The organism is Anaeromyxobacter oryzisoli (assembly GCF_022690765.1).
Taxonomy (GTDB): Bacteria; Myxococcota; Myxococcia; order Myxococcales; family Anaeromyxobacteraceae; genus Anaeromyxobacter; species Anaeromyxobacter oryzisoli.
Genome location: NZ_JALCZA010000061.1, coordinates 1 through 20,984 on the forward strand (window position 1 = coordinate 1; position 20,984 = coordinate 20,984).

The 20,984-nt window shown below is 74.5% G+C and carries 20 protein-coding genes; 19 read left to right on the top strand and 1 reads right to left on the bottom strand.

Features of this window, described 5'->3' with window-relative positions; genetic code table 11:
* From MNZ27_RS17035 to polA, 19 genes are all read left to right on the top strand, one after another.
* Positions 1–675, top strand: a 675-nt coding sequence (locus MNZ27_RS17035) for a hypothetical protein (protein WP_242395299.1), incomplete at its 5' end; no start/stop codon positions are given.
* Complete coding sequence (rimI, locus tag MNZ27_RS17040) at positions 676–1,164, top strand: ribosomal protein S18-alanine N-acetyltransferase (RefSeq protein WP_332843035.1); 489 nt, start codon at positions 676–678, stop codon at positions 1,162–1,164.
* A 30-nt stretch (positions 1,165–1,194) separates the two neighbouring features.
* Positions 1,195–2,280, top strand: coding sequence for a quinone-dependent dihydroorotate dehydrogenase (locus MNZ27_RS17045; RefSeq protein WP_242395300.1), 1,086 nt, complete (start codon positions 1,195–1,197; stop codon positions 2,278–2,280).
* Between the two features lie 169 nt (positions 2,281–2,449).
* Positions 2,450–2,920, top strand: a complete 471-nt coding sequence (locus tag MNZ27_RS17050; RefSeq protein ID WP_242395301.1) for a hypothetical protein — start codon at positions 2,450–2,452, stop codon at positions 2,918–2,920.
* Between the two features lie 19 nt (positions 2,921–2,939).
* Positions 2,940–3,266: a phasin family protein gene (locus MNZ27_RS17055; protein ID WP_242395302.1), complete on the top strand. Its 327-nt coding sequence runs from the start codon at positions 2,940–2,942 to the stop codon at positions 3,264–3,266.
* The gene (locus tag MNZ27_RS17060) at positions 3,266–3,928 is read left to right on the top strand and encodes a lytic transglycosylase domain-containing protein (RefSeq protein ID WP_242395303.1); all 663 of its coding nucleotides are present in this window, start codon (positions 3,266–3,268) and stop codon (positions 3,926–3,928) included. Before MNZ27_RS17055 ends, MNZ27_RS17060 begins: the two co-directional genes overlap by 1 nt.
* Positions 3,929–3,988: 60 nt before the next feature.
* Positions 3,989–4,621, top strand: coding sequence for a radical SAM protein (locus tag MNZ27_RS17065; protein ID WP_242395304.1), 633 nt, complete (start codon positions 3,989–3,991; stop codon positions 4,619–4,621).
* 77 nt (positions 4,622–4,698) lie between these two features.
* Complete coding sequence (locus MNZ27_RS17070) at positions 4,699–5,307, top strand: hypothetical protein (RefSeq protein WP_242395305.1); 609 nt, start codon at positions 4,699–4,701, stop codon at positions 5,305–5,307.
* 17 nt (positions 5,308–5,324) lie between these two features.
* Entirely contained in the window at positions 5,325–5,795 is a 471-nt protein-coding gene (locus MNZ27_RS17075) for a hypothetical protein (protein WP_242395306.1), read from the top strand.
* Positions 5,796–5,797: 2 nt separating this feature from the next.
* Positions 5,798–6,562: a tetratricopeptide repeat protein gene (locus MNZ27_RS17080; protein ID WP_242395307.1), complete on the top strand. Its 765-nt coding sequence runs from the start codon at positions 5,798–5,800 to the stop codon at positions 6,560–6,562.
* Between the two features lie 3 nt (positions 6,563–6,565).
* Entirely contained in the window at positions 6,566–6,949 is a 384-nt protein-coding gene (locus tag MNZ27_RS17085) for a helix-turn-helix domain-containing protein (protein ID WP_242395308.1), read from the top strand.
* Positions 6,950–7,078: 129 nt separating this feature from the next.
* Positions 7,079–7,636 (top strand): hypothetical protein, encoded by a 558-nt coding sequence (locus MNZ27_RS17090; RefSeq protein WP_242395309.1) that lies wholly within the window; start codon positions 7,079–7,081, stop codon positions 7,634–7,636.
* A 63-nt stretch (positions 7,637–7,699) separates the two neighbouring features.
* On the top strand, positions 7,700–8,467 hold the full coding sequence (gene recO / locus MNZ27_RS17095) for a DNA repair protein RecO (protein WP_242395310.1): 768 nt from the start codon (positions 7,700–7,702) through the stop codon (positions 8,465–8,467).
* A 380-nt stretch (positions 8,468–8,847) separates the two neighbouring features.
* Positions 8,848–9,777 carry a glycine--tRNA ligase subunit alpha gene (locus MNZ27_RS17100; RefSeq protein ID WP_242395311.1) on the top strand — a complete coding sequence of 310 codons (930 nt, stop codon included), beginning with the start codon at positions 8,848–8,850 and terminating at the stop codon, positions 9,775–9,777.
* Between the two features lie 29 nt (positions 9,778–9,806).
* Positions 9,807–11,915, top strand: a complete 2,109-nt coding sequence (gene glyS, locus MNZ27_RS17105; RefSeq protein ID WP_242395312.1) for a glycine--tRNA ligase subunit beta — start codon at positions 9,807–9,809, stop codon at positions 11,913–11,915.
* 36 nt (positions 11,916–11,951) lie between these two features.
* Entirely contained in the window at positions 11,952–13,316 is a 1,365-nt protein-coding gene (locus tag MNZ27_RS17110) for a hypothetical protein (RefSeq protein ID WP_242395313.1), read from the top strand.
* A complete protein-coding gene (locus MNZ27_RS17115) occupies positions 13,313–15,778 on the top strand; it encodes a hypothetical protein (RefSeq protein WP_242395314.1) in 2,466 nt (821 codons plus the stop codon). Before MNZ27_RS17110 ends, MNZ27_RS17115 begins: the two co-directional genes overlap by 4 nt.
* A gap of 74 nt (positions 15,779–15,852) precedes the next feature.
* Positions 15,853–16,455, top strand: coding sequence for an FHA domain-containing protein (locus tag MNZ27_RS17120; RefSeq protein ID WP_242395315.1), 603 nt, complete (start codon positions 15,853–15,855; stop codon positions 16,453–16,455).
* Between the two features lie 47 nt (positions 16,456–16,502).
* Positions 16,503–19,205, top strand: coding sequence for a DNA polymerase I (gene polA, locus MNZ27_RS17125; RefSeq protein WP_242395316.1), 2,703 nt, complete (start codon positions 16,503–16,505; stop codon positions 19,203–19,205).
* A gap of 1,162 nt (positions 19,206–20,367) precedes the next feature.
* Here the strand turns inward: polA and MNZ27_RS17130 are convergent.
* Complete coding sequence (locus tag MNZ27_RS17130; protein WP_242395317.1) at positions 20,368–20,874, bottom strand: DivIVA domain-containing protein; 507 nt, start codon at positions 20,872–20,874, stop codon at positions 20,368–20,370.
* Between the last annotated feature and the right edge of the window lie 110 nt (positions 20,875–20,984).

Sequence of the window (20,984 nt, forward strand, 5' to 3'; positions counted from 1 at the left end):
GGCCCCGGCGCCGCGCCCGCCGCGGCGGCGCCCGCCGCGGCCGTGCCGGCGGGGCGCGTGGTGGAGGCGCTGGTGGCGGTGATCCGCAACCCGCCGGGAGCGGCGCCGCGGGTGGTGACCCTCACGCGGCTCCAGGCCGAGGCGCGCGTCGCCCTGGTGGCGCGGGGCGCGGTCGCCGCGGCCTTCCAGCCGCTCGACGGCGCGGCGCTGCGGGCGGGGCTCGCATGGCTCCTCGACGAGACGGTCGTCGCCGACGAGGCGGCCCGGCTCAGGCTCCACGACGCCGACGCCGCGGCGATCGCGGCCGAGCTCCGCGCGTTCAAGGCGGCGTTCCGGGACAAGCGGGAGTACGCGCGGTTCCTCGACGAGAACGCGCTCGCCGAGGAGGACGTGCAGGCGGTGCTCGCGCGCTCGCTCCGGGCGCGGCGCTTCGTCGAGAGCCGGATCGGCCGGGCGGGGGCGGTGGGGGACGACGAGGTGGACGCGTACCTCGCCGCGCGCGGGCTCCACGCGCGCACCGCCGAGGCCCGGAGCGCGGTGCGCGACCGGCTCGGCGACGAGCGCGCCGCCGCCCAGGCGCGGGCGCTCGTGGCGGACCTGCGCGCGCGGGCGGACATCCGGATCCTCGACCCCGCGCTCCGCGCGGTGCCGGCCGGCGCGGCGGAGGGACGCTGAGTGCGCGAGCCGATCGACACGCTCGCGGCGCCGGGGACGGTCCGGCTCCGCCCGATGCGGCCCGAGGACCTCGACCGCGCGGTCGAGATCGAGAAGAGCGGCTTTCGCCATCCGTGGTCGCGCGATCTGCTCGCGCGCGAGCTCTCCCACGCGTGGTCCACGGTCCTCGTCGCGGAGGAGGACCCCGGGCGAGGCGGCGGCGGGATCGTCGGGTTCATCGTGTTCTGGCTCGTGCACGACGAGGTGCACGTCCTCAACGTGGCCACCGCGACGGAGGCGCGCCGCCGGGGCATCGGCCGCGCGCTGATGGACGCCGCCGTGGAGGCGGGGCGCAAGCGAGGCGCGAGGCTCGCGACGCTCGAGGTGCGGCGCACGAACGTCCCGGCGATCGCGCTCTACCGCGCGCTCGGCTATCGAGAGATCGGGATCCGCCCGAACTACTACGCGGACGAGGGCGAGGACGCGATCGTGATGCTGCTGGATCTGTGAGGGGACGCCGGTGTAAGCAACCATCCCCCCATGCTCTGGTCCATCCTTCGCTCCATCCTCTTCCGCCTCGAACCGGAGCATGCGCACGACCTCGCCGTGTGGGCGCTCCAGCGCGTCGGCGTGGCCGGCGCTCGCCGCCGTCGGCCCGCGCCGATCCCGGCGCTCGCGGTCCGCTGCCTGGGGCTCGACTTCGACGGCCCGATCGGCCTCGCCGCGGGGTTCGACAAGGGCGACGTCGCGCTCCCGGGGCTCTTCGCGCTCGGGTTCTCGCACGTCGAGATCGGCACGATCACGCCGCGGCCGCAGCCCGGGAACGAGCGTCCCCGCCTGTTCCGGCTCCCGGAGCACCGCGCCCTCGTGAACCGCATGGGCTTCAACAACGAGGGGGCGGAGGCCTGCGCGCGGCGCCTCGCGGCGCTCCCGCCCGGCGCGCGCCTCGGCCCGGTGGGGCTGAACGTCGGCAAGAACAAGACGACGCCCAACGAGGAGGCCGCGAGCGACTACCTCGCGTGCATCGATCGGCTGCACCCGTACGCCGACTACCTCGTCGTGAACATCTCTTCGCCGAACACGCCGGGGCTCCGGCAGCTCCAGGAGCGGGACCAGCTCGATCGGCTGCTCCGCGCGTGCACGGCGCGGCTCGCGGAGCGCGCGCCGGGGAAGCCGCTCCTCGTGAAGCTCGCGCCGGACCTCTCGCCGGAGGCGCTCGACGACGCGGTGGACGTCGCGATCGCCGCGGGAGTCGCCGGGATCGTCGCCACCAACACGACCCTCTCCCGCGCCGGGGTGGAGCGGCACCCCTGCGCGAAGGAGGCGGGCGGGCTGTCGGGCGCGCCGCTCGAGCGGCTCTCGACGGAGGTGGTCCGCCGCTGCTACCGCCGGGCGGCGGGCCGCGTGCCCATCGTCGGCGTGGGCGGGGTGATGAGCGCGGAGGACGCCTACGCCAAGATCCGGGCCGGGGCGTCGCTCGTGCAGGTCTACACGGGCCTCATCTACGGCGGGCCGGGGTTTGTCCCCCGCGTCCACGCAGGGCTCGCACGCCTCCTCGCGCGGGACGGGTTCGCCTCCGTCGCCGAGGCGGTGGGGGCCGATCACCGGGAGGGTGCTTCCGCCTGAAGCAGACCCCACCAGGAGGGTTGCCGCCATCGAGGTCGCCACACAGCGTGTGGGGGCTTCGGGCTGACGCGTCGCGTCGCGGGTTGATCGTCATGACGCGGTGCGTTACCGTGATTCGCGCGGGGAGCGGGGGCGCCCCGCCTCACGAATCCTTTCCTGGGAGGTCGCCATGGCAGAAGTCCAGCGGGTCGAGAACGGCCTGAAGAAGGTCCCGGAGTTCCTGCGGGAGCCGCTCGAGGCCGCGCAGCAGCGGCTCGGGCAGATCGAGGAGGAGGCGCAGCGCGTCATCAAGGACCTCGTGGTCAGGGGACGCGCGAGCAGGAAGGATCTCGAGCACATGGTGCAGCGCCTCTCGAAGCAGGACTGGACGTTCCCGGAGATGAAGCAGCGGCTCGACAAGCTCCGGGAGCAGGGCGCGGAGCGCGCCGCGGAGTGGCGCGGCAAGGCGGAGTCGTTCAGGGCGGAGGCGATGGACCGGATGACGGAGCTGCAGACCCGGGCGGTCTCCTTCCTGGGCGTCGCGACCAGGGAGCAGGTGGACGAGCTCTCGAAGGAGCTGGATCGACTTGCGCGGCGGCTCGAGAAGGCGGAGAAGCCCCGGAAGCCGAGGCGGACCGCGAAGCCGTCCGCCGAGATCTAGCGCGTCGCAGGGAGAGGGGATGACCGACATCCAGCAGATCTTCAGGGAGGCCTGGTCCAACGCCCTCGCCGGCGTGAACGCGGCCGAGCAGGAGGCCGAGAAGGTCCTCGAGCGGATCGCCGACGCGGCCGGGCTCTCCCCGGAGGACGTCCGCCGGAACGCGCGCGAGTTCGGCGAGCGGCTCGCGGCGCAGCGGCGCGAGCTCGAGCGCGCCATCGACGACGGGGTGCGGCGCGCCGCCAACCGGTTCCGGATCCCGGGGCAGGAGGAGCTCGACGCGCTCCGGAAGCGGCTCGACGCCGTCGCCGAGAAGGTCGAGGCGCTCTCGAAGGAGAAGGGCGCGTAGTGCAGAGGCCGTGCCTCCGAGGGCTGGTCGGCGCCACGCTCGCCGTCACCGCGTGGACGACCACGACGGTGCTCCCCGCGTCCCTGTCCGCCGAGCCGCCGCACGCGCGGGAGGTCGAGCCCGGGCCGCCGGGCCTGGTGGAGCGGATCGACGAGCGGATCGCCGAGCGCGTGCCCGCCCTGCTCGGCGTGAACCGGCGCCTCCTCGCGCGCACGGTCGTGGCCGAGGCCGAGCGGGCCCGGCTCGATCCGCTGCTCGTCCTCGCCGTCATCGAGGTCGAGTCGTCCTTCGACCCGCGGGCGCTCTCCGCCGCCGGGGCGCGGGGGCTGATGCAGCTCCAGGAGGCCACGCTGAGGAGCGAGATCGCGCGGTCCGGCCTCGGCCACGGCGATCCGCGCGACCCGGTGCTGAACGTGCAGGCGGGCGTCCGCTACCTCCGCCGCTGCCTCGACTCCTTCACCCGCCAGGATCTCGGGCTGATGGCGTACAACGCCGGGCCGAACCTGGTGCTCCACCACCTGCAGCAGGGCGAGATCCCCGAGCTGCTCCAGGCGTACCCGCGCCGGGTATACGCCGAGCTCCGGCGGCTCCGCCGCAGCCTCGGGGTGGAGACGGCGCCCGTGCGCGTCGCGGACCGTCGCGCGCCCATGCTGGCCGAGTAGGGGAGGTTCCGGTTACACCGGAGGGGATGCGGCCGGGGCGAGCGCCCGGCCTGGAGCGCCATGCGCGTCACCGAGATCTTCTTCAGCATCCAGGGCGAGGGGACGCGGGCCGGCCGGCCGTGCGTCTTCGTCCGGTTCACCGGCTGCGACCTGCGCTGCAGCTACTGCGACACCGCCTACGCGTTCCAAGGCGGCGCCGAGCTCGGGCGCGACGCGATCCTCGCAGAGGTCGCCCGCCACCCCTGCAAGCTCGTGCTCCTCACCGGCGGCGAGCCGATGCTCCAGCGCGAGCTGCCGGCCCTCGCCCGCGACCTGCTCGCGCGCGGCTACGAGGTGACCGTCGAGACCCACGGTCAGCGCCCCCTCGACGCGCTGCCGCGCGAGGTGGTCCGGATCGTGGACGTGAAGACGCCGGGCTCCGGGGAGCCGGCCACCGACCTCGGGTACCTCGACGCGCTGGCCCCGCACGACGAGGTGAAGTTCGTCGTCTGCTCGGAGGACGACTTCCGCTGGTCCCGCGACGTCGTCCGGCGGCACCGGCTCGAGGGGCGCGTGCACGTCCTCTTCTCGCCGGTGTGGGAGAGCGTCGCGCCGAAGGACCTCGCCCGCTGGATCCTGGAGTCCGGGCTCGACGCCCGACTCTCGCTCCAGGTGCACAAGGTCATCTGGGGCCAGGACGCGCGCGGAGTGTGATCGAGCGACGCCGCGCCGGCGGCCGCGCCGGCCGCGTCCTTGACGCGCCCCGCCGGGCGGGGCTAGGAGTCGAACGGATGCGTCCACTCGCACTCGCCCTCGCCGCAGGGGTGGCGGCCCTGGCCGGCCCGGCGGCGGCCGGACCTGCGGTCACGCTGAACGGCGTGGGCATCGACGGGGTGACCGGCCAGCGGTTCGAGAACGCGACGGTCGTGATCGACGACCGCGGCGACATCCACATCGAGGCGAAGGGGTACGCCGTCAAGACGGTCGAGGCCCCCGCCGGCGCGGCGCCGGCCGCGAGCGACGCGCAGCCCGCGCCCGGCGGGAAGCCCTCCCGCCGGTACTTCCTCGTCGCCGAGCAGGATCGGCCGGGGACCCAGTACGACGTCGCGGTCTTCATCAACGCACAGTGGATCCGCGAGGTGAAGCAGGCCGACGACCAGGTGGTGATGGAGATCACCCGCTACCTCAAGGCCGGCCCGAACAAGGTGGTGCTCGCCGCGGTCAAGAAGATCGAGGGCGACCGGGCGTCGTACTCGAAGGACGTGAAGCTGCGCGTCGTGCTCGGGGAGGGGAACGTCGGCGGCGGCCACGTCATGATCGACGCGCCGCTCGTCGAGGCGACCCGGACCGCCGCCGAGATCGACGATCGGACGGACGAGTTCATCCTGGAGGCGCGCTAGGCGCCCGGGGGGGATCGATGTTCACGCCGGAGCCGAGCCTCACCCACGTGCCCGCGACGCGGGAGTCGATCGTCGCGATCGTGGAGAGCATCAACCAGCCGCAGGTCTCCATCCCCGGCAAGTCGGCGCAGGCGGTTCCCGGCTACCTGTGCGGGATCCGGAACGGGAACGGGAGCTTCTCCATCGTCGTCGGGCTCCACCTCCCGCGGAGCGGCGAGAACGTCGTCTACCTGCACGAGCGCCGGCAGCTCACGACCGCCGAGGAGTACCGGCAGGTCGAGAGCGAGGGGCTCCAGTTCCTGGAGTCGATGGGGTTCATGCTCGACAACCTGAACTTCCGGAACCTCGGGCCCGAGGCCCAGGAGCAGACCGTCGCCCGGATCCCGATCTTCTCTCCACCGCGCCCGCAGGCGGCCGCGGCGGCGCCCGGCGCGAAGGCCGCGGTGCCCGACGCCGCCCGCCTCGGCCGGCTCCTCGCCGCGTTCTGACCATGCGCCCCGTCCTCGCCACCGCCGTCCTCGCCGCCGCCGTCCTCGCTACCCTTCCGGCCTGCGCCCACGGGCCGTCCGCGAAGGAGCGGCGCACCGCGGAGATCCACCACGACCTCGGGGTCGAGGCCCTCCGTGCCGGCAAGGCGCCGGACGCGCTGAAGGAGTTCGACGACGCGCTCGAGGCGAACCCGCGCTTCCCGGAGGCGCACCTCGGCCGCGGCCTCGTCCTCGAGCTCGCCTTCGGGAGGCTCGACGAGGCCGAGCGCGAGTACCGGCGCGCGATCGAGCTGGTCCCGAACTACTCCGAGGCCCACAACGACCTCGGGCAGCTCCTCGCGAAGACGGGGCGCTGGGACGACGCGCTGAAGGAGTTCGACGCCGCGCTGGACAACATGCTCTACAAGGAGCCGTGGGTGGCCCGGTGCAACAGGGGGCAGGCGCTCTACCGGCGCGGGAGCCGCGCCGAGGGGCTCGCCGAGATGCGCGCGTGCCTCGAGATCGCGCCGGCTTACTGCGACGGGCGGCGCGAGCTCGGGCGCGTCCTCCTGCAGGACGGCAAGGTGAAGGACGCGATCGACGAGCTCGAGGCGTACGCCCGCGCGTGCGAGCGGCGGGCGGACGCGCACCAGCAGCTCGGGCTCGCGCGGATGAAGGCCGGCGACGTCGCCGGCGCGCGCGCGGCGTTCGAGCGCTGCAAGGAGCTCGGGGAGGGCGCCGCGGCCGGCGAGGAGTGCCGCAGGAGCCTGAACCTGCTCACCGAGTGACCCGTGCCCGATCCGACCGCCGCCGACGAGACGCTGCACGGGTTCGGCCGCTGGCTCGCGCGGGAGCGCGAGCTGCGCGGCCTCTCGCGTGACGAGGTCGCGCGGGCGACCAAGCTCGGGCCGGGCGTGGTCGAGGCGCTCGAGAGCGGGCAGGAGGCGCGGATGCCCCCGCGGGCCTACGTGATGGGGTACCTCCGCGCCTACGCCGCCGCCCTCGGGCTCGACGCGGACGAGGTCGTGCTGCGCTACGAGGAGGCGATGGCCGCGGTCCCCGCCACCGTCGGCGCCGCCGGCGGCGCGCGCCGCGGACCGGCGCCGCGCACGATCGGGATCGCCCTGGTGATCGCCGCTGGCCTCGCGGCGGCGATGTGGGCGCTGCTCCGCTGAACGCTTACGCCGTGCCTCGAACGCGCCCCCGGGCGGCGGCTAGGATTTCGCGGCTTGACGCGATCCGGCTCGGAGAGGGGGGGCGGCGGACGCCTGACGACGTCGCGCCTGGACCGGTATCTGGCCGGGTTGCCCGGAGGGCTCGAGGCCTGCCCCGACGCGCTCGCGAAGGGCGCGCTCGTGCGGAACCTCCTCGACGGGCTCCCGGTCCCGGCGCTGCTGCCCGCGCTCCCCGAGCCGCTCCGGAGCCTCGCCGCGGATCCGCCGGTCGGCAGCGAGTGGGTGCCCGAGGCCCACCTCGGCGCCCTCGTCCTCGCCGTCGCCGACGTGCGCGGGCTCGCGGACGCCCCGCTGCACGCCTGGACGCGGGAGCGGAACCGACGCCTGTTCCGGAGCCCCGCCTACCGGATCCTCATGGAGGTGGCGACGCCGGCGCAGCTCCTCCGGTTCGCCGGGGCGCGCTGGGCGAACTGGCACCGCGGCACCACGCTCGAGGTGGACGGCATCGCGGACGACGGCGTCCGCGCCTCGCTCCGGTTCCCGCCCGGCCTGTTCGACGCGACGCTGCTCGGCGGCCTGGCCGAGGCGTTCGCCGCGGCGCTGGAGCTGGCGAACGCCGCGGCGCCGAGGGTGACCGTCGTCTCCCGGGAGCCCGGGCTCGCGTGGTTCCACGCTTCGTGGCGCTGATCCGGGCCGCGGGGGAGGGACGCTGGCGCCGCGCCGGCGGAGCGGCTACGGTCCGGGGCGCGCATGGAGCCGCTCAAGCTCACCGCCGTCGTGCTCCGGGCCGTGGACTACGGCGAGTCGGATCGGGTGATCACGCTGCTCTCGCGGGAGCGCGGGAAGGTCTCGGCGTTCGCGCGCGGCGCCCGGGCGTCCCGGCGGCGCTTCGGCGGCGCGCTCGAGCCGTTCACGCTCGTCGCGGCGGAGGCCCGGAGCCGCGCCGGCTCGGACCTGCTCTCGCTCGAGTCCGTCGCGGTGGGGCGCGGCTTCGGCGGGATCCGGGGGGACCTCGCCCGCATCGCGTGCGCCGGGTACGCCGCCGAGCTCGCCCGGGAGCTGGTCCGGGATCAGCAGCCGCACGAGGAGCTCTTCGACCTCCTCGTCGCCTACCTCGCCGCCCTCGACGGCGCGCCCGCGATCCCCGCCGCGCTCCGCGCGTTCGAGCTGGGCGCCCTGCGGATCGCGGGGCTCATGCCCCGGCTCGACGGGTGCGCGCGGTGCGGCGAGCCGCTCGAGCCGGCGGGGCCGAGCCGGTTCGACCCCGCGCACGGCGGGGCGCTCTGCCGGTCGTGCGGCGCGGCCGCGAGCCCGGGGGCGCCGACGCTGGCGCCCGAGACGGTGCGGCTGCTGCTCCGGCTCCAGGGAGGGGGGCTGGGCGCCGCGATCGAGCCGGTCGCGCCGGCCGTCGGGCGGGAGGCGCGCGTGGCGCTCTCCGCCTTCGTGGAGCACCACCTCGGCCGCCGCCTCGCCGCGCGGCGCTTCCTGGACGAGGTGGGGCCGATGCTGGGGGAGTGACGCGGGCGGCGGTCTCGTGCAGCAGGCGGCCCCGTGTGCCGTCCCCGTACCCGTGACCGATCCTCCGTGCCCGCCTCCCGCATCCCGTGTCCCCTGGCCCGCGATCCGTGGGCTCGTGATCCCAGAATTCGTTGGACAACGGGGATCGGGCCACGGGCCACCGGACCCGGTTCACGGGTGACGGGAGAAGCCGGTGACGGTGACGGGCACGGGAGGGCCGCACGGGTCTGCGCGCCGCCGAGATTCCATTTGACATCCGCACCCTTACGGCCCTACGGTGCAGCGCTTCCGGCGGCGTCGCCGGCGGCGGCGCGGCCCGGGCCGGTCCGCCGCGCCGCGCGGGCGGCCGGGCGTCGGGACCATCGCGAGAGAGGACGCGCGTGTACTTCCAGGACCTCATCTTGAAGCTCCAGACGTACTGGGCGAGCCGCAACTGCCTCCTCGTCCAGGGCTACGACCAGGAGGTCGGCGCCGGGACGATGAACCCCTCGACGTTCCTGCGCGTGCTCGGCCCCGAGCCGTGGAACGTCGCGTACGTCGAGCCCTCGCGCCGGCCGGCCGACGGTCGCTACGGCGAGAACCCGAACCGCCTCTACCAGCACCACCAGTTCCAGGTGATCCTGAAGCCCAACCCGCCCGACGTGCAGGAGCTCTACCTGGGATCGCTGAAGGCGATCGGCATCGACCCCAAGGAGCACGACCTCCGCTTCGTCGAGGACGACTGGGAGAGCCCGACGCTCGGCGCCTGGGGCCTCGGCTGGGAGGTCTGGTGCGACGGGATGGAGATCACCCAGTACACCTACTTCCAGCAGGCGGGCGGGTTCGAGGTGCGGCCGGTCGCGGCCGAGCTGACGTACGGCCTCGAGCGCATCGCGATGTACCTGCAGGACGTCGAGAACGTGTTCGACGTCGAGTGGGCGAAGGGCGTGAAGTACCGCGAGGTCTTCCACCGGAACGAGGTGGAGATGAGCACGTACTCGTTCCAGAAGTCCGACGCGAAGATGCTGTTCGGGCTGTTCGACACCTACGAGGCGGAGTGCCGGCGGCTCATCGCGGAGAAGCTCCCGCTCCCCGCGTACGACTACTGCCTCAAGTGCTCGCACACGTTCAACAACCTCGACGCCCGCGGCGCGATCAGCGTCACCGAGCGGGCGGCGTACATCGGGCGCGTCCGCGCCCTGGCGCACGAGTGCGCGAAGGGCTACCTCGACTCGCGGGAGGCGCTCGGCTTCCCGCTGCTCCCGCAGGCGGAGCGCGCGCGGGCGGTCGAGGCGGCGAAGGCGGCGCGCGAGGCGCGCGAGGCGAAGTAGCCCTCCACGGCGGGGACGAGAGAGACGACATGGCGGACCTTCTGTTCGAGATCGGCGCGGAGGAGATCCCGGCGGGCTTCGTGCCCACGGCGCTCAGGCAGCTCGAGGTGGACCTCGCGAAGGCCCTCGACGAGGCGCGCCTCGCCCACGGCGAGGTGAAGGCGGTCGGCACGCCGCGGCGGCTCGCGGTCTGGGCCCGCGCGGCCGCCGCGAAGCAGACCGACGCGAAGACCGAGGCCTTCGGGCCGCCGGTCGCCCAGGCGTTCGACGCGGAGGGGAAGCCGACGCCGGCCGCGCTCGGGTTCGCCCGGAGCCAGGGCGTCGAGGTCGGCGCGCTCCAGCGGGCGCAGACGCCCAAGGGCGAGCGCGTCCTCGTGACGAAGGTCGAGAAGGGCCGGAAGGCGGAGCAGGTGCTCCCCGCGCTGCTCGAGCGGCTCGTCGCCGGGCTGCGGTTCCGCAAGGCGATGCGCTCGCGGTGGGACGACGCGACGTTCGCCCGCCCGGTCCGGTGGATGGTCGCGCTCCTCGACGGGCGGCCGCTCAAGGTGCGCTTCGGGGAGGTCGTGTCGGGGAAGACGACGTTCGGCCACCGCTTCCTCGCGCCGCGGGCGATCGCGCTCAAGGGCACGCCGGAGGACTACCTCGCGAAGCTCCGCGCCGCGCACGTGCTCGCCGACCCGGCGGAGCGGCGCGCCGCGCTCGAGAAGGAGCTCGCCCGCGCGGCGAAGGCGGCGGGCGGCAAGGTGCGCGAGGACGAGCCCCTCGTCGAGCAGGTGCTCTACCTCGTCGAGGAGCCCACCGCGATCGCCGGCGCGTTCGAGGAGTCGAACCTCGAGCTGCCGCCGGAGGTGGTCATCTCCGAGATGCGGAACCACCAGCGCTACTTCGCGGTGGTGGACGGGAAGGGGAAGCTCACGAACCGCTTCGTCGCGGTCTCGGCCACGAAGGTGAAGGACCCGAAGGTCGCGCGCCACGGCTACGAGCGCGTGCTCCGGGCGCGGCTCGCCGACGCGCGGTTCTTCTTCGAGGAGGACCGCAAGCGCAAGCTGCACGACCGGATCGCCGACCTCGGCCGGCGCACGTTCCAGGCGAAGCTCGGCACCGAGCTGCAGCGCTCCGATCGCATCGGCGCGATCGCCGCCGCGCTCGCCCGGGCCATCGGCCGGGAGGAGCTCGTCGGCGACGTCCTGGAGACCGCGCGGCTCGCCAAGGTGGACCTGAACACCGGGATGGTGGGCGAGTTCCCCGAGCTCCAGGGGATCATGGGCGCGCACTACGCCCGGATCGAGGGGATCAAGGTCGAGATCGCCGACGCGATCGAGGACCACTACCGGCCGATCGGCGCCGCGGAGGAGATGCCGCGCAACGACCTCGGCGCGCTCGTCGGCCTCGCCGACCGGCTCCACTCGCTGGTGGGGATCATCGGGGTGGGGGAGAAGGCGACCGGCGCCGCGGATCCGTTCGGGCTCCGCCGGGCGACCATCGGGATCCTCCGCATCCTCCTGGACCGCGGCTACCACCTCTCCCTCGCCACGGCGGTGGAGCAGGCCCTCGACCAGCTCTCCGGCGTGAAGCTCGCCGCGGATCGCGGCGTGGTCGCCGAGCAGGTCCTCGACTTCGTCCGGGGCCGCCTGAAGGCGCTCTGGGGCGAGCGCCACGCCCCCGATCTCGTGGAGGCGGTCCTCGCGGCCGGCTTCGACGACGTGGTGGACGCGGAGCGGCGCCTCGAGGCGCTCGCCGAGATCAAGGCGCGGCCGGACTTCGCGCCGCTCGCGGTGGCGTTCAAGCGCGTCGCCAACATCCAGGAGAAGGCCGGCGGCGGCGCCGCCGGACCGGTGAGCGCCGAGCTGCTCCGCGACGACGCCGAGCGGCGGCTCCTCGCCGAGCTGGAGCGGGTCGAGCAGGAGGTCGGCGCCCGCCGGGCCTCCCGCGACTACGCCGCGGTGCTCCGGAGCGTGGCGACGCTCGAGCCGGCGGTGGCGCGCTTCTTCGACGACGTGCTGGTGATGGCCGAGGATCCCGCGCTCCGGGCCAACCGCCTCGGGCTCCTCCGCCGGGTCGGCGCGCTCTTCGCGGACATCGCCGACTTCCGGAAGATCCAGGCCGAGCTCCCGCAGGTCACCCAGGCCGCGGGCTAGGGCATGCGCTCGATCGGCCCCCGTCCGACCCCGTCCGTGCGCGCCGCCACTCGTACGCCGACCCTTCTCGCGATCGCGATAGCGATCACGATCGGCTGCGGCTCGGAGCCGAGCCGCGATCCGGCGCCGCTCGACCGGTTCACCTTCCCGGTGGGGCTCGCGCTCCACGGAGAGGATCTCCTCGTCGTCTCGTCCAACTTCGACCTCGCCTTCGCGAGCGACGACGGCGGTTCGCTCCTCCGCGTCACGCTCGGCGGCGCGACCCCGGTGATCCAGCCGGACGGGGTCCGGATCGGGAGCTTCGGCGGCGAGGTGGCGGTGGTCGATCCGGCGTCCTGCCCCGCGATCGTCCAGGGCGCGAAGGCGCTCGTCACCTCGCGCTTCGCGGATCGGCTGTACCAGGTCGGGCTGGACGGCAACTTGAGCTGCGGCGCCGGCTGCGAGGTCCCGTTCGGCTTCGACGGCCGCCTGGGCGACCCCTACGGCGTGGGCGTGACCTGCGTGGGGAGCGCGACCGGCGGCGACGGCCGTGCGCGCGCCTGGGTGGGCTTCCTGAGGACGCCCCTGCACGACGGGCTCGTCGCCGAGGTCGATCTCCTGAACCCCGCCTCGACGCCCACGGTGTTCTCGATGGGCACCGGGAACGTCCAGAGCTTCGCGTACGACGCGGAGACCGGGCGGCTCTTCATGACCGGGGTGAACACCGGCCTCTCCGCTCCGCTTCGCTGGATCGAGCAGGCCGGCACGTGCGATCCGTCGAAGGCCTCGACGGCGGGCGGCTGCGTGATCCGGTCGTTCGACCTCTGGCAGCTCCTCCGGGGCGCCGAGCTCTCCGGCATCGCGCTCTCGAACCCGATCCCGGGGCTCCCGCGGCGCGTCTACCTCACCGCCCGCCTCTACGACGCCGATCTCGCGACCACGCTGGGCTCCAGGCCCGGCTCCGACACCGGGGGCGTGCTCCTCGTGCTCGAGCTCGAGGAGGGTGCGAACGGGGAGCTGCAGCCGCGGCTCGTGAGCGACCCGGTGAAGATCGGCTTCGGCGTGGGTCCGGTCCGCGTGCTGCCGCTGCGCCCAGGCGGGCTCCGCGACCTGGTGGCGGTCACCGCCGCCGACGACGGGGAGCTGACCGTCTACGACGACGAGGCCGGGCTGGTGCGCGACGTCTTCGGCCGCGATCCGGCGACCGGGGTGCCCGTCGTCGGCCGGGCGCCGTTCGGCCTCGCCGTCCAGGATCTCCGGTCCACGCCGGGCACCGGGGACGGCGACGCCCGCGTGTTCGTCGGGGCCTTCACCGACGGGTTCGTGAGCGCGGTGGACGTGCCGCTCTCCGGCTCCGCGGCCGCCAAGCTGGTCCCGGCGGCCGACGGGAAGACTCCGCTCCGCATCGGGGTGACGCCTTGAATCGCAGACTCCTCGCTGGTCTCGCCCTCGTCCTCGCCGGCGGCGCCGGCTGCGGCGGCGGCGGCGGCACCCCGGGGCTGGGGCTCTCCTCGCCGGCCGCGGTCGCGCTCTTCCAGGGCGTCACCACCAAGAACGCGGGCCTCCACCCGTACGTCGCCGTCGCGAACGCCGGCAAGGACGAGCTCGTCCTGGTGGACGCGGTGGACGACCAGCCGGTGCTCGCGCCGGTGATCGTCCGGCCGCTCTCGATCCCGGTGAGCGAGCCCCGGCCCGCGCACCTCGTCGCGGCGTCCCTCGGCGACGGGAAGGCGGATCTCCTGGTCGTGGTGTCGGCCGGGTCCACCGTCCTCCAGCTCGTGAAGACCTGGGACGCGGACACCCGCGTCGTCTCGGAGGTCGATCTCTCGGCGGCGGCGGGCGGCGCGGAGGTCCTGGCGGTGATCGCCGCGCCGGTCCCGGTCGCGCCGGCCCAGGCCGGCGGCGCGTGGACCGCGGCCTCGGGGCGCGTCCGGATCGTCGCGGCGCTCTCGGGCGGGCGGCTCGCGGTGGTGGAGTACCAGCGCGCCGCCGACGGCAGCGCGATCGAGCCCGTCGGCGCGCCGGACGTGCACGTGCAGGACCTCTCGGTGGGCACCGACCGGTTCGACGCCGTCGATCTCGCCGTGAACCCCAAGGACCCCCGGTTCGTCTACGCGGCGAGCACGGATCCGATCCCCGTCGCCTCCACGACGGGCGGCGCCACCACGTTCGTCCTCGGCGTGGCCGCGCTGGACGCCACCGCGGCGCCGGGCGCGTGGACGTGGACCGCTCTCTCGGCGCGGGCGCCGACCACCGCGGTCGCAGCGTGGCGGCTCCAGGAGCGGCTCCCGGACTCGGTCGCGGACGACACCACCGCGTTCCAGGCGACCCCGACGACCCCGGTGGACCGCGTGTACGCCGCGCTCGATCCGGCCGCGTGCGGGGCGCAGTTCCCCATCGACTGCGGGGTCGCCGTGCTCGATCCGGCGACCGGCCAGCTCGCGGCCGATCCCGCGGGGCTGATGCCGTACCTCCCGCCGATCCACGTGCCCGGGATCCCGCTCCGCGTGACGATCACGCCGCCGCCGGCGGTCGCGCCGTCCGACGCGCCCCAGGACGTCGCCCCGTACATGCGCATCCTGCCGGCCACCGGAGCGCGCACGACCACCGGCGTGGCGGCGATCCTCTCGTCCGACGGGCACGTCTACTTCGCCGATCTCGGCCGGTGGACGGTCCCCAACGACGCCTCGATGCTGCGCACCAGCAGCTCCACGCGGGCGGCGGTGACCGCGGCCTCAACGGTCCCGGTGACGGGCGCGCGGCAGGAGCTCGGGCTCTGGGATCCGGACGCGCCCGGTGTGCTCGCGCGGTCGGGGACGGCGCTGCTCCGCTCCGTGTGGATCACCCCGGGGTTCACGCCGAGCGACACCTGGTCGGTCGTGTACCAGGGGCTCCTGCCCGGGCTCTCCGATCGCCGGGCGCAGGTCGGCTCGAACGGCGGGGGCCAGCCCTGGCTCGCCATCCAGACGCCGGGCCCAGCGGGCGCCCTCACGCAGGTGGCCCGGCTCTACGGGCCCGAGCTCGGCGTGCACGCCGGCGACATCGTGCAGCTCGACACGCGCGGCGTCGCGGGCTGCCCGGCGAACGAGGCGCTCGTCGAGGCGCGGGTCGCCGCGTTCCTCGCCCCGGATGCCGCGACGCGGCCGGGCGGGGCGGTGGCCCTTGGCAAGCTCGGGGATCTCGCGCATCCGGAGTGGGACGACTGCGTCGACGCGCTCGGCGTCTCGGGGGTCGTCAGCGGCCTCCCGGTGTCGATCCGCGCCTCCGGCTACGTCCTCGTCGGGACGGCGACCGGGTACGCCGGCCGCCCTACGCTCGTCCAGACGCCGAGCGTGAGCGCGGTCAGGAGCCCGAACGCGGCCGGGTACGACGGCTTCCAGCTCCGCTACCAGGGCGAGGATGGGCTGTCCTGTCCGCTCGTGCCCTGGCCGGCGAACCCGTCGTCGGTGGCCTGCGACGACGCCTGCCGCGCCACCTGCGAGCAGCTGGTCCTCGCCCGCAAGGCGCGCCGCTTCTACTTCGTCACCGAGGCGTGCGCCGGGTTCACCGACTGCATCGGCACCTGGCCCGCGGCCGACTTCGACTTCCCGAAGGCGAACGGCCCGGTGGTGGCCTTCAAGCTCGGGCTCCAGAACCCCACCAGCATCCCGACGCCGCCGCGCGACACGAGCCTCACCTTCACGACGCGGAGCGGCCTCTCGCCGGCGGCCCGCGGCCCCACCTCGTCGGCGTTCGCCCAGATCCTGCCCACCGCCGCCACGACCTTCGACCGCAGCCCGTTCAAGACGAACGACGGATACCGGTTCTACGTCACGTACTCCTCCGGCTTCGTCCTGGACTTCAGCCCGAGCCTGGCCGCGAACCAGACCGTCACGATCCAGTAGCCGAGCCTGGCTCGGCGGGCGTTCGACGGTCCGCGAGGCTTCTGTGCTAGCGTGACCGGGGGGATGGAGCGCGCGTGAAGACCGTCCGGCCCATCGCCATCGCGGATCATCTCTGGGAGGCCCTCGACCGGATGGCGCTCGAGATGGGATCCGACCGCGAGGCGCTCGTGAACCAGGCGCTGCACGTGTTCGCGCGTCTGAACGGCTACCTCGTCCCGGGCTCGATCGCCGCCGCGCCCCCACGGCCGCCGGCCGAGCCGCCGAGCGCCGAGCGGCTCGCCGTCGCCGAGCAGGTGCTCGAGGCGGCGGAGCGCCTGGAGCGGGCGATCCACGACCGGCCCCAGCCGCCCGTCGCGGCGGCGCCCGCCGCCCGCGCCGCCGCCGCGCCCGCGGCCGCGCCCCCCCACGTGCTCGCCCGGGACGACGGGACCGAGGTGGTGGTCGCGAAGGACCGCTTCGTGATCGGGCGCGGGCGCCACTGCGACCTGGTGGTCGAGGGCGGCAAGATCTCGCGGGAGCACGCCGCGGTGGTGCGGCAGGGCGGGGAGTGGTGGATCGAGGATCTCGGCTCCGCGAACGGGACCTGGCACCAGCGCGCGCGGGTGCAGCGGCGGCGGATCGCCGACGGGGACGAGTACTTCATCTGCTCCGAGCGGCTCCGGTGCGCCCTGCGCTGACGTTCTCGCGTGCCCGCCCCGCCGCGCGGGGCTAATCTCCGGGCCGCATGCCGACCTTGACCCTCATCGACGGCTCCGGGTTCGTCTACCGCGCCTTCCACGCGCTCCCGCCGCTGACGACGACGAAGGGCCAGCCGACCAACGCGGTGTACGGCTTCACGACCATGCTCCTCAAGGCGCTCCGCGAGCGGGCGCCGACGCACGTCGCGGTCGTGCTCGACGCCGCGCGGACGACCTTCCGCCACGAGATCGACCCCGGCTACAAGGCGAGTCGCCCGGAGGCGCCGGACGCGCTCCGCGCGCAGTTCCCGCTCGTGCGCGAGGTCGCCCGAGCGCTGCGCGTGCCCCTCGTCGAGGAGCCGCACGTCGAGGCCGACGACGTGATCGGCACGCTCGCCTGCCGCGCCCGCGACGAGGGGTGGGAGGTCGTCATCGTCACGGGCGACAAGGACTTCGCCCAGCTCGTGGACGGCGGGGTCACGCTCTACGACCCGATGGCCGAGGCGAGCGGCCGCGGCGGCTGGACGGGGCGCGCGGAGGTCGAGAAGAAGCTCGGCGTCCAGCCGGAGCAGGTGGTCGAGTACATGGCCATCCTCGGCGACAAGATCGACGACGTGCCGGGGATCCCGGGGGTGGGGGAGGTGACCGCCTCGGCGCTCGTGCGCCACTTCGGGAGCGTCGAGGCGATGCTCGCGCGCCCCGAGGAGATCCCGGCGGCGGTCTCGCGCGGCGGTGAGAAGCTCCGCCAGAAGATCGTCGCCGCGGCCGAGCGGATCCGGAAGAACCGGCTGCTCGTCACGCTCCGGTGCGATCTCGAGCTGCCGTTCACGCCCGAGTCGTTCGGGCGCCAGCCGCCGGACGAGGCGAAGGTGCGCGCGCTCTTCACGGAGCTCGAGTTCTCGCGCCTGCTCAAGGACCTGCCGGCGCCGCCCCCCACCCCGCGCGCGGAGCGGCCCGAGGTGATCCTCGACCGGGCCACGCTCGACGCGGCGGTGGCCGCGCTCCGCGCCGCGGGGCGCGCGGGGATCCGGCCCGTCCTCGCCGGGCCGGCGCCGCGGACGGATCCCCTCGTCGGCGTCGCCCTCGGCGGCGGCGGCCGCGCGTTCTACCTGCCGCTCGAGCACCGCTACCTCGGCGCGCCGGCGACGCTCGCCCGGGAGCAGGCGCGGGAGGGGCTGCGTCCCCTGATCGAGGCCGAGGACGTGCGGAAGGACGTCCACGACCTGAAGGCGGCGATGCACGCGTTCGCGGGGCTCGGGCTCGCCTGGCGCGGCCCTGGGCTCGACACCGAGCTCGCCAGCCGGCTGCTCCTGCCCACCCGCCGCGAGCACGCCCTCGCCGACGTCGCGCGCGAGCGGATCTCCTGCGAGCTATCGCGGGATCCGAGCGGCGGCGACGGCGCGCGGAAGTCCGAGCGCGTGCCCATGGAAGGGCTCGAGGTCGAGCGGGTGGCGGGGTGGGCGGCGCCGTGCGCCGCGGTGCTGCCGGATCTCGCCGACGCGCTCGAGCGGGCGCTCCAGGAGCAGGGGCTCGAGCGGGTCCACCGCGAGGTGGAGCGGCCGCTCGTGCCGGTGCTGTTCGAGATGGAGCGCGCGGGCATCGCGGTGGACCGCGGCGCGATGCAGGGGATGAGCGTCGAGTTCGGCAAGGCGATGGAGGACCTGGAGGCGCGGATCCACGCGGCGGCGGGCCACCCGTTCAACGTCGCGTCCACGCGCGAGCTCGCCCAGGTGCTCTTCGTCGAGCTGAAGCTCCCGGTGGTGAAGCGGCTCAAGACCGGCCCGTCCACCGACGTCGAGGTGCTGGAGAAGCTCTCGGAGCAGCACCCGCTGCCGGCGCTCGTCCTCGAGCACCGGGGGCTGGCCAAGCTCAAGGGGACCTACGTGGACGCGCTGCCGGCGCTCGTCGATCCGGCCGACGGGCGCATCCACACCACGTTCCACCAGGCGGGCGCGGCGACCGGCCGGCTCTCGTCGTCCGATCCCAACCTCCAGAACATCCCGGTCCGGACCGAGCTGTCCCGCCGGATCCGCGCGGCGTTCGTGGCGCCGGAGGGGCGGCTCCTCGTCTCCGCCGACTACTCGCAGATCGAGCTCAGGATCCTCGCGCACTACTCCGGGGACGCGGCGCTCGTCGAGTCCTTCGCGAACCACGAGGACGTGCACGCCCGCACCGCCGCCCAGACCTTCGGCGTCGCGCCCGCGGACGTGACGCCGGAGATGCGCCGGGTCGCGAAGGTGCTCAACTTCGGGATCGCGTACGGCCTCTCGGCCTTCGGGCTGTCGCAGCGGCTCGACCTCCCCGCCGCGGAGGCCCAGTCGATCATCGACCGCTACTTCACCCGGTACGCCGGGGTCCGGCGCTACGTCGAGCAGGCGGTGGAGGAGGCGCGGCGGACCGGCGAGTCGCGCACGCTGTACGGCCGCGTCCGGGCGATGCCGGAGATCGGCTCGCGCAACCCGGCGCTGCGCAACGCGGCGGAGCGCACCGCGATCAACACGCCCATCCAGGGGACCGCCGCGGACGTCGTGAAGCTCGCGATGATCCGCGTGCACGACGCCCTCGCCCGCGAGCGCCGCGCGGCGCGGCTGCTGCTCCAGGTCCACGACGAGCTCGTCCTCGAGGTCCCGGAGGGCGAGCTCGAGGCGGTGGAGACCCTGGTCCGCAGGGAGATGGTCGCCGCGGCCTCGCTCGCCGTGCCCCTCGAGGTGGAGGTGGGGCACGGGCGGTCGTGGGCAGAAGCGCACTGAGGTCGGACCTCGCCGAACCCGCACCCGGACGCGAAGCCGTCATCCGTGACCGTGCTCCGTCACCGTCACCGGCTTTTCGTGACCCGTGAACCGGATCCCGTCGCCCGTGGCCCGGTTCCCGTGATCCGACCGCGCCGTCGGCTCACGGGCCAGGGGACACGGGAAGCGGGAGGCGGGCACGGGGATCGGTGACGGTCACGGTCACGGTCACGGGCTCGACCGGCTTCGCCATCCGAGCCGAACCCGCACCCGGACGCGAACCCGTCATCCGTGACCGTGCTCCGTCACCGTCACCGGCTTCTCCGTGACCCGTGAACCGGATCCCGTGGCCCGTGGCCCGGTTCCCGTGATCCGACCGCGCCGTCGGCTCACGGGCCAGGGGACACGGGAAGCGGGAGGCGGGCACGGGGATCGGTGACGGTCACGGGCACGGGCACGGGCTCGGGCTCGACCGGCTTCGCCATCCGAGCCGAACCCGCACCGGAACGCGAACCCGTCATCCGTGACCGTGCTCCGTCACCGTCACCGGCTTCTCCGTGACCCGTGAACCGGATCCCGTCGCCCGTGGCCCGGTTCCCGTGATCCGACCGCGCCGTCGGCTCGCGGGCCAGGGGCCACGGGAAGCGGGAAGCGGGCACGGGGATCGGTGACGGTCACGGGCACGGGCTCGACCGGCTTCGCCATCCGAGCCGAACCCGCACCCGGACGCGAACCCGTCATCCGTGACCGTGCTCCGTCGCCGTCACCGGCTTCTCCGTGACCCGTGAACCGGATCCCGTGGCCCGTGGCCCGGTTCCCGTGATCCGACCGCGCCGTCGGCTCACGGGCCAGGGGCCACGGGAAGCGGGAGGCGGGCACGGGGATCGGTGACGGTCACGGGCACGGGCACGGGCTCGACCCGGCTTCGCCATCCGAGCCGAACCCGCACCCGGACGCGAACCCGTCATCCGTGACCGTGCTCCGTCACCGTCACCGGCTTTTCGTGACCCGTGAACCGGATCCCGTGGCCCGTGGCCCGGTTCCCGTGATCCGACCGCGCTGTCGGCTCACGGGCCAGGGGCCACGGGAAGCGGGAAGCGGGCACGGGGATCGGTGACGGTCACGGTCCACGGGCTCAGTTCGGGGCGGGACCCCAGCGTGAACCCTGGCCCGTCGCCCGATCCTACTCGTCCGCCGCCCGCTTCCGCGCGGCGGGCATGAACTGGACCGCCTCCTCGCGGGAGGGCTCGCGGAACGCCTCGATGAGCTTGAGGTGGCTCTCGACCAGGGTCCGGACGTTCGCCTCGAACTGGACGCGCTGCCGCTTCAGCTCGTTGATGTCGTCCACGATGCGCAGGAAGCGCGCGTGGGCGCCCTGGACGATCTTCTCGGCCTGGAGCTCGGCGTCCGAGATGGTGATCTCCGCCTCCTTGCGGGCGGCCTCGCGGATCTCCTCGGACGCCTTCTGCGCGGTGACGAGCGTCTCCTGGAGCGCGCGCTCGCGGCTCCGGTACTCCGCGATCTCCTCGGTCTTGCGGCGGTCGTCCTCGCGCAGCGCGAGGTTCTCCCTCACGAGCGCCTCGAACTCCGCCGCGACGAGGGCGAGGAAGCCCTCGACCTCCTCGCGGTCGAGCCCGCGGAAGGCGTTCTTGAACTGCTTCTGGGTGATGTCGAGGGGCGTGATGTTCATGGCGGCGCTCCGGTCGGCCATGATACCGGGCCGGGCGGGGGAGTCCATTTCGCCCACCCGCCGGGCGGCTCCCGGCGGCGGCGGCGGCGCGCCGGAAGCGCCTGGCCCGC

Coding starts and splice junctions, on each gene's coding strand:
- MNZ27_RS17045 (WP_242395300.1), top strand. CDS start 1,195: ATGCTCTGGTCCATCCTTCGCTCCATCCTCTTCCGCCTCGAACCGGAG.
- MNZ27_RS17050 (WP_242395301.1), top strand. CDS start 2,450: ATGGCAGAAGTCCAGCGGGTCGAGAACGGCCTGAAGAAGGTCCCGGAG.
- MNZ27_RS17055 (WP_242395302.1), top strand. CDS start 2,940: ATGACCGACATCCAGCAGATCTTCAGGGAGGCCTGGTCCAACGCCCTC.
- MNZ27_RS17065 (WP_242395304.1), top strand. CDS start 3,989: ATGCGCGTCACCGAGATCTTCTTCAGCATCCAGGGCGAGGGGACGCGG.
- MNZ27_RS17070 (WP_242395305.1), top strand. CDS start 4,699: ATGCGTCCACTCGCACTCGCCCTCGCCGCAGGGGTGGCGGCCCTGGCC.
- MNZ27_RS17075 (WP_242395306.1), top strand. CDS start 5,325: ATGTTCACGCCGGAGCCGAGCCTCACCCACGTGCCCGCGACGCGGGAG.
- MNZ27_RS17080 (WP_242395307.1), top strand. CDS start 5,798: ATGCGCCCCGTCCTCGCCACCGCCGTCCTCGCCGCCGCCGTCCTCGCT.
- recO (WP_242395310.1), top strand. CDS start 7,700: ATGGAGCCGCTCAAGCTCACCGCCGTCGTGCTCCGGGCCGTGGACTAC.
- glyS (WP_242395312.1), top strand. CDS start 9,807: ATGGCGGACCTTCTGTTCGAGATCGGCGCGGAGGAGATCCCGGCGGGC.
- polA (WP_242395316.1), top strand. CDS start 16,503: ATGCCGACCTTGACCCTCATCGACGGCTCCGGGTTCGTCTACCGCGCC.
- MNZ27_RS17130 (WP_242395317.1), bottom strand. CDS start 20,874: ATGAACATCACGCCCCTCGACATCACCCAGAAGCAGTTCAAGAACGCC.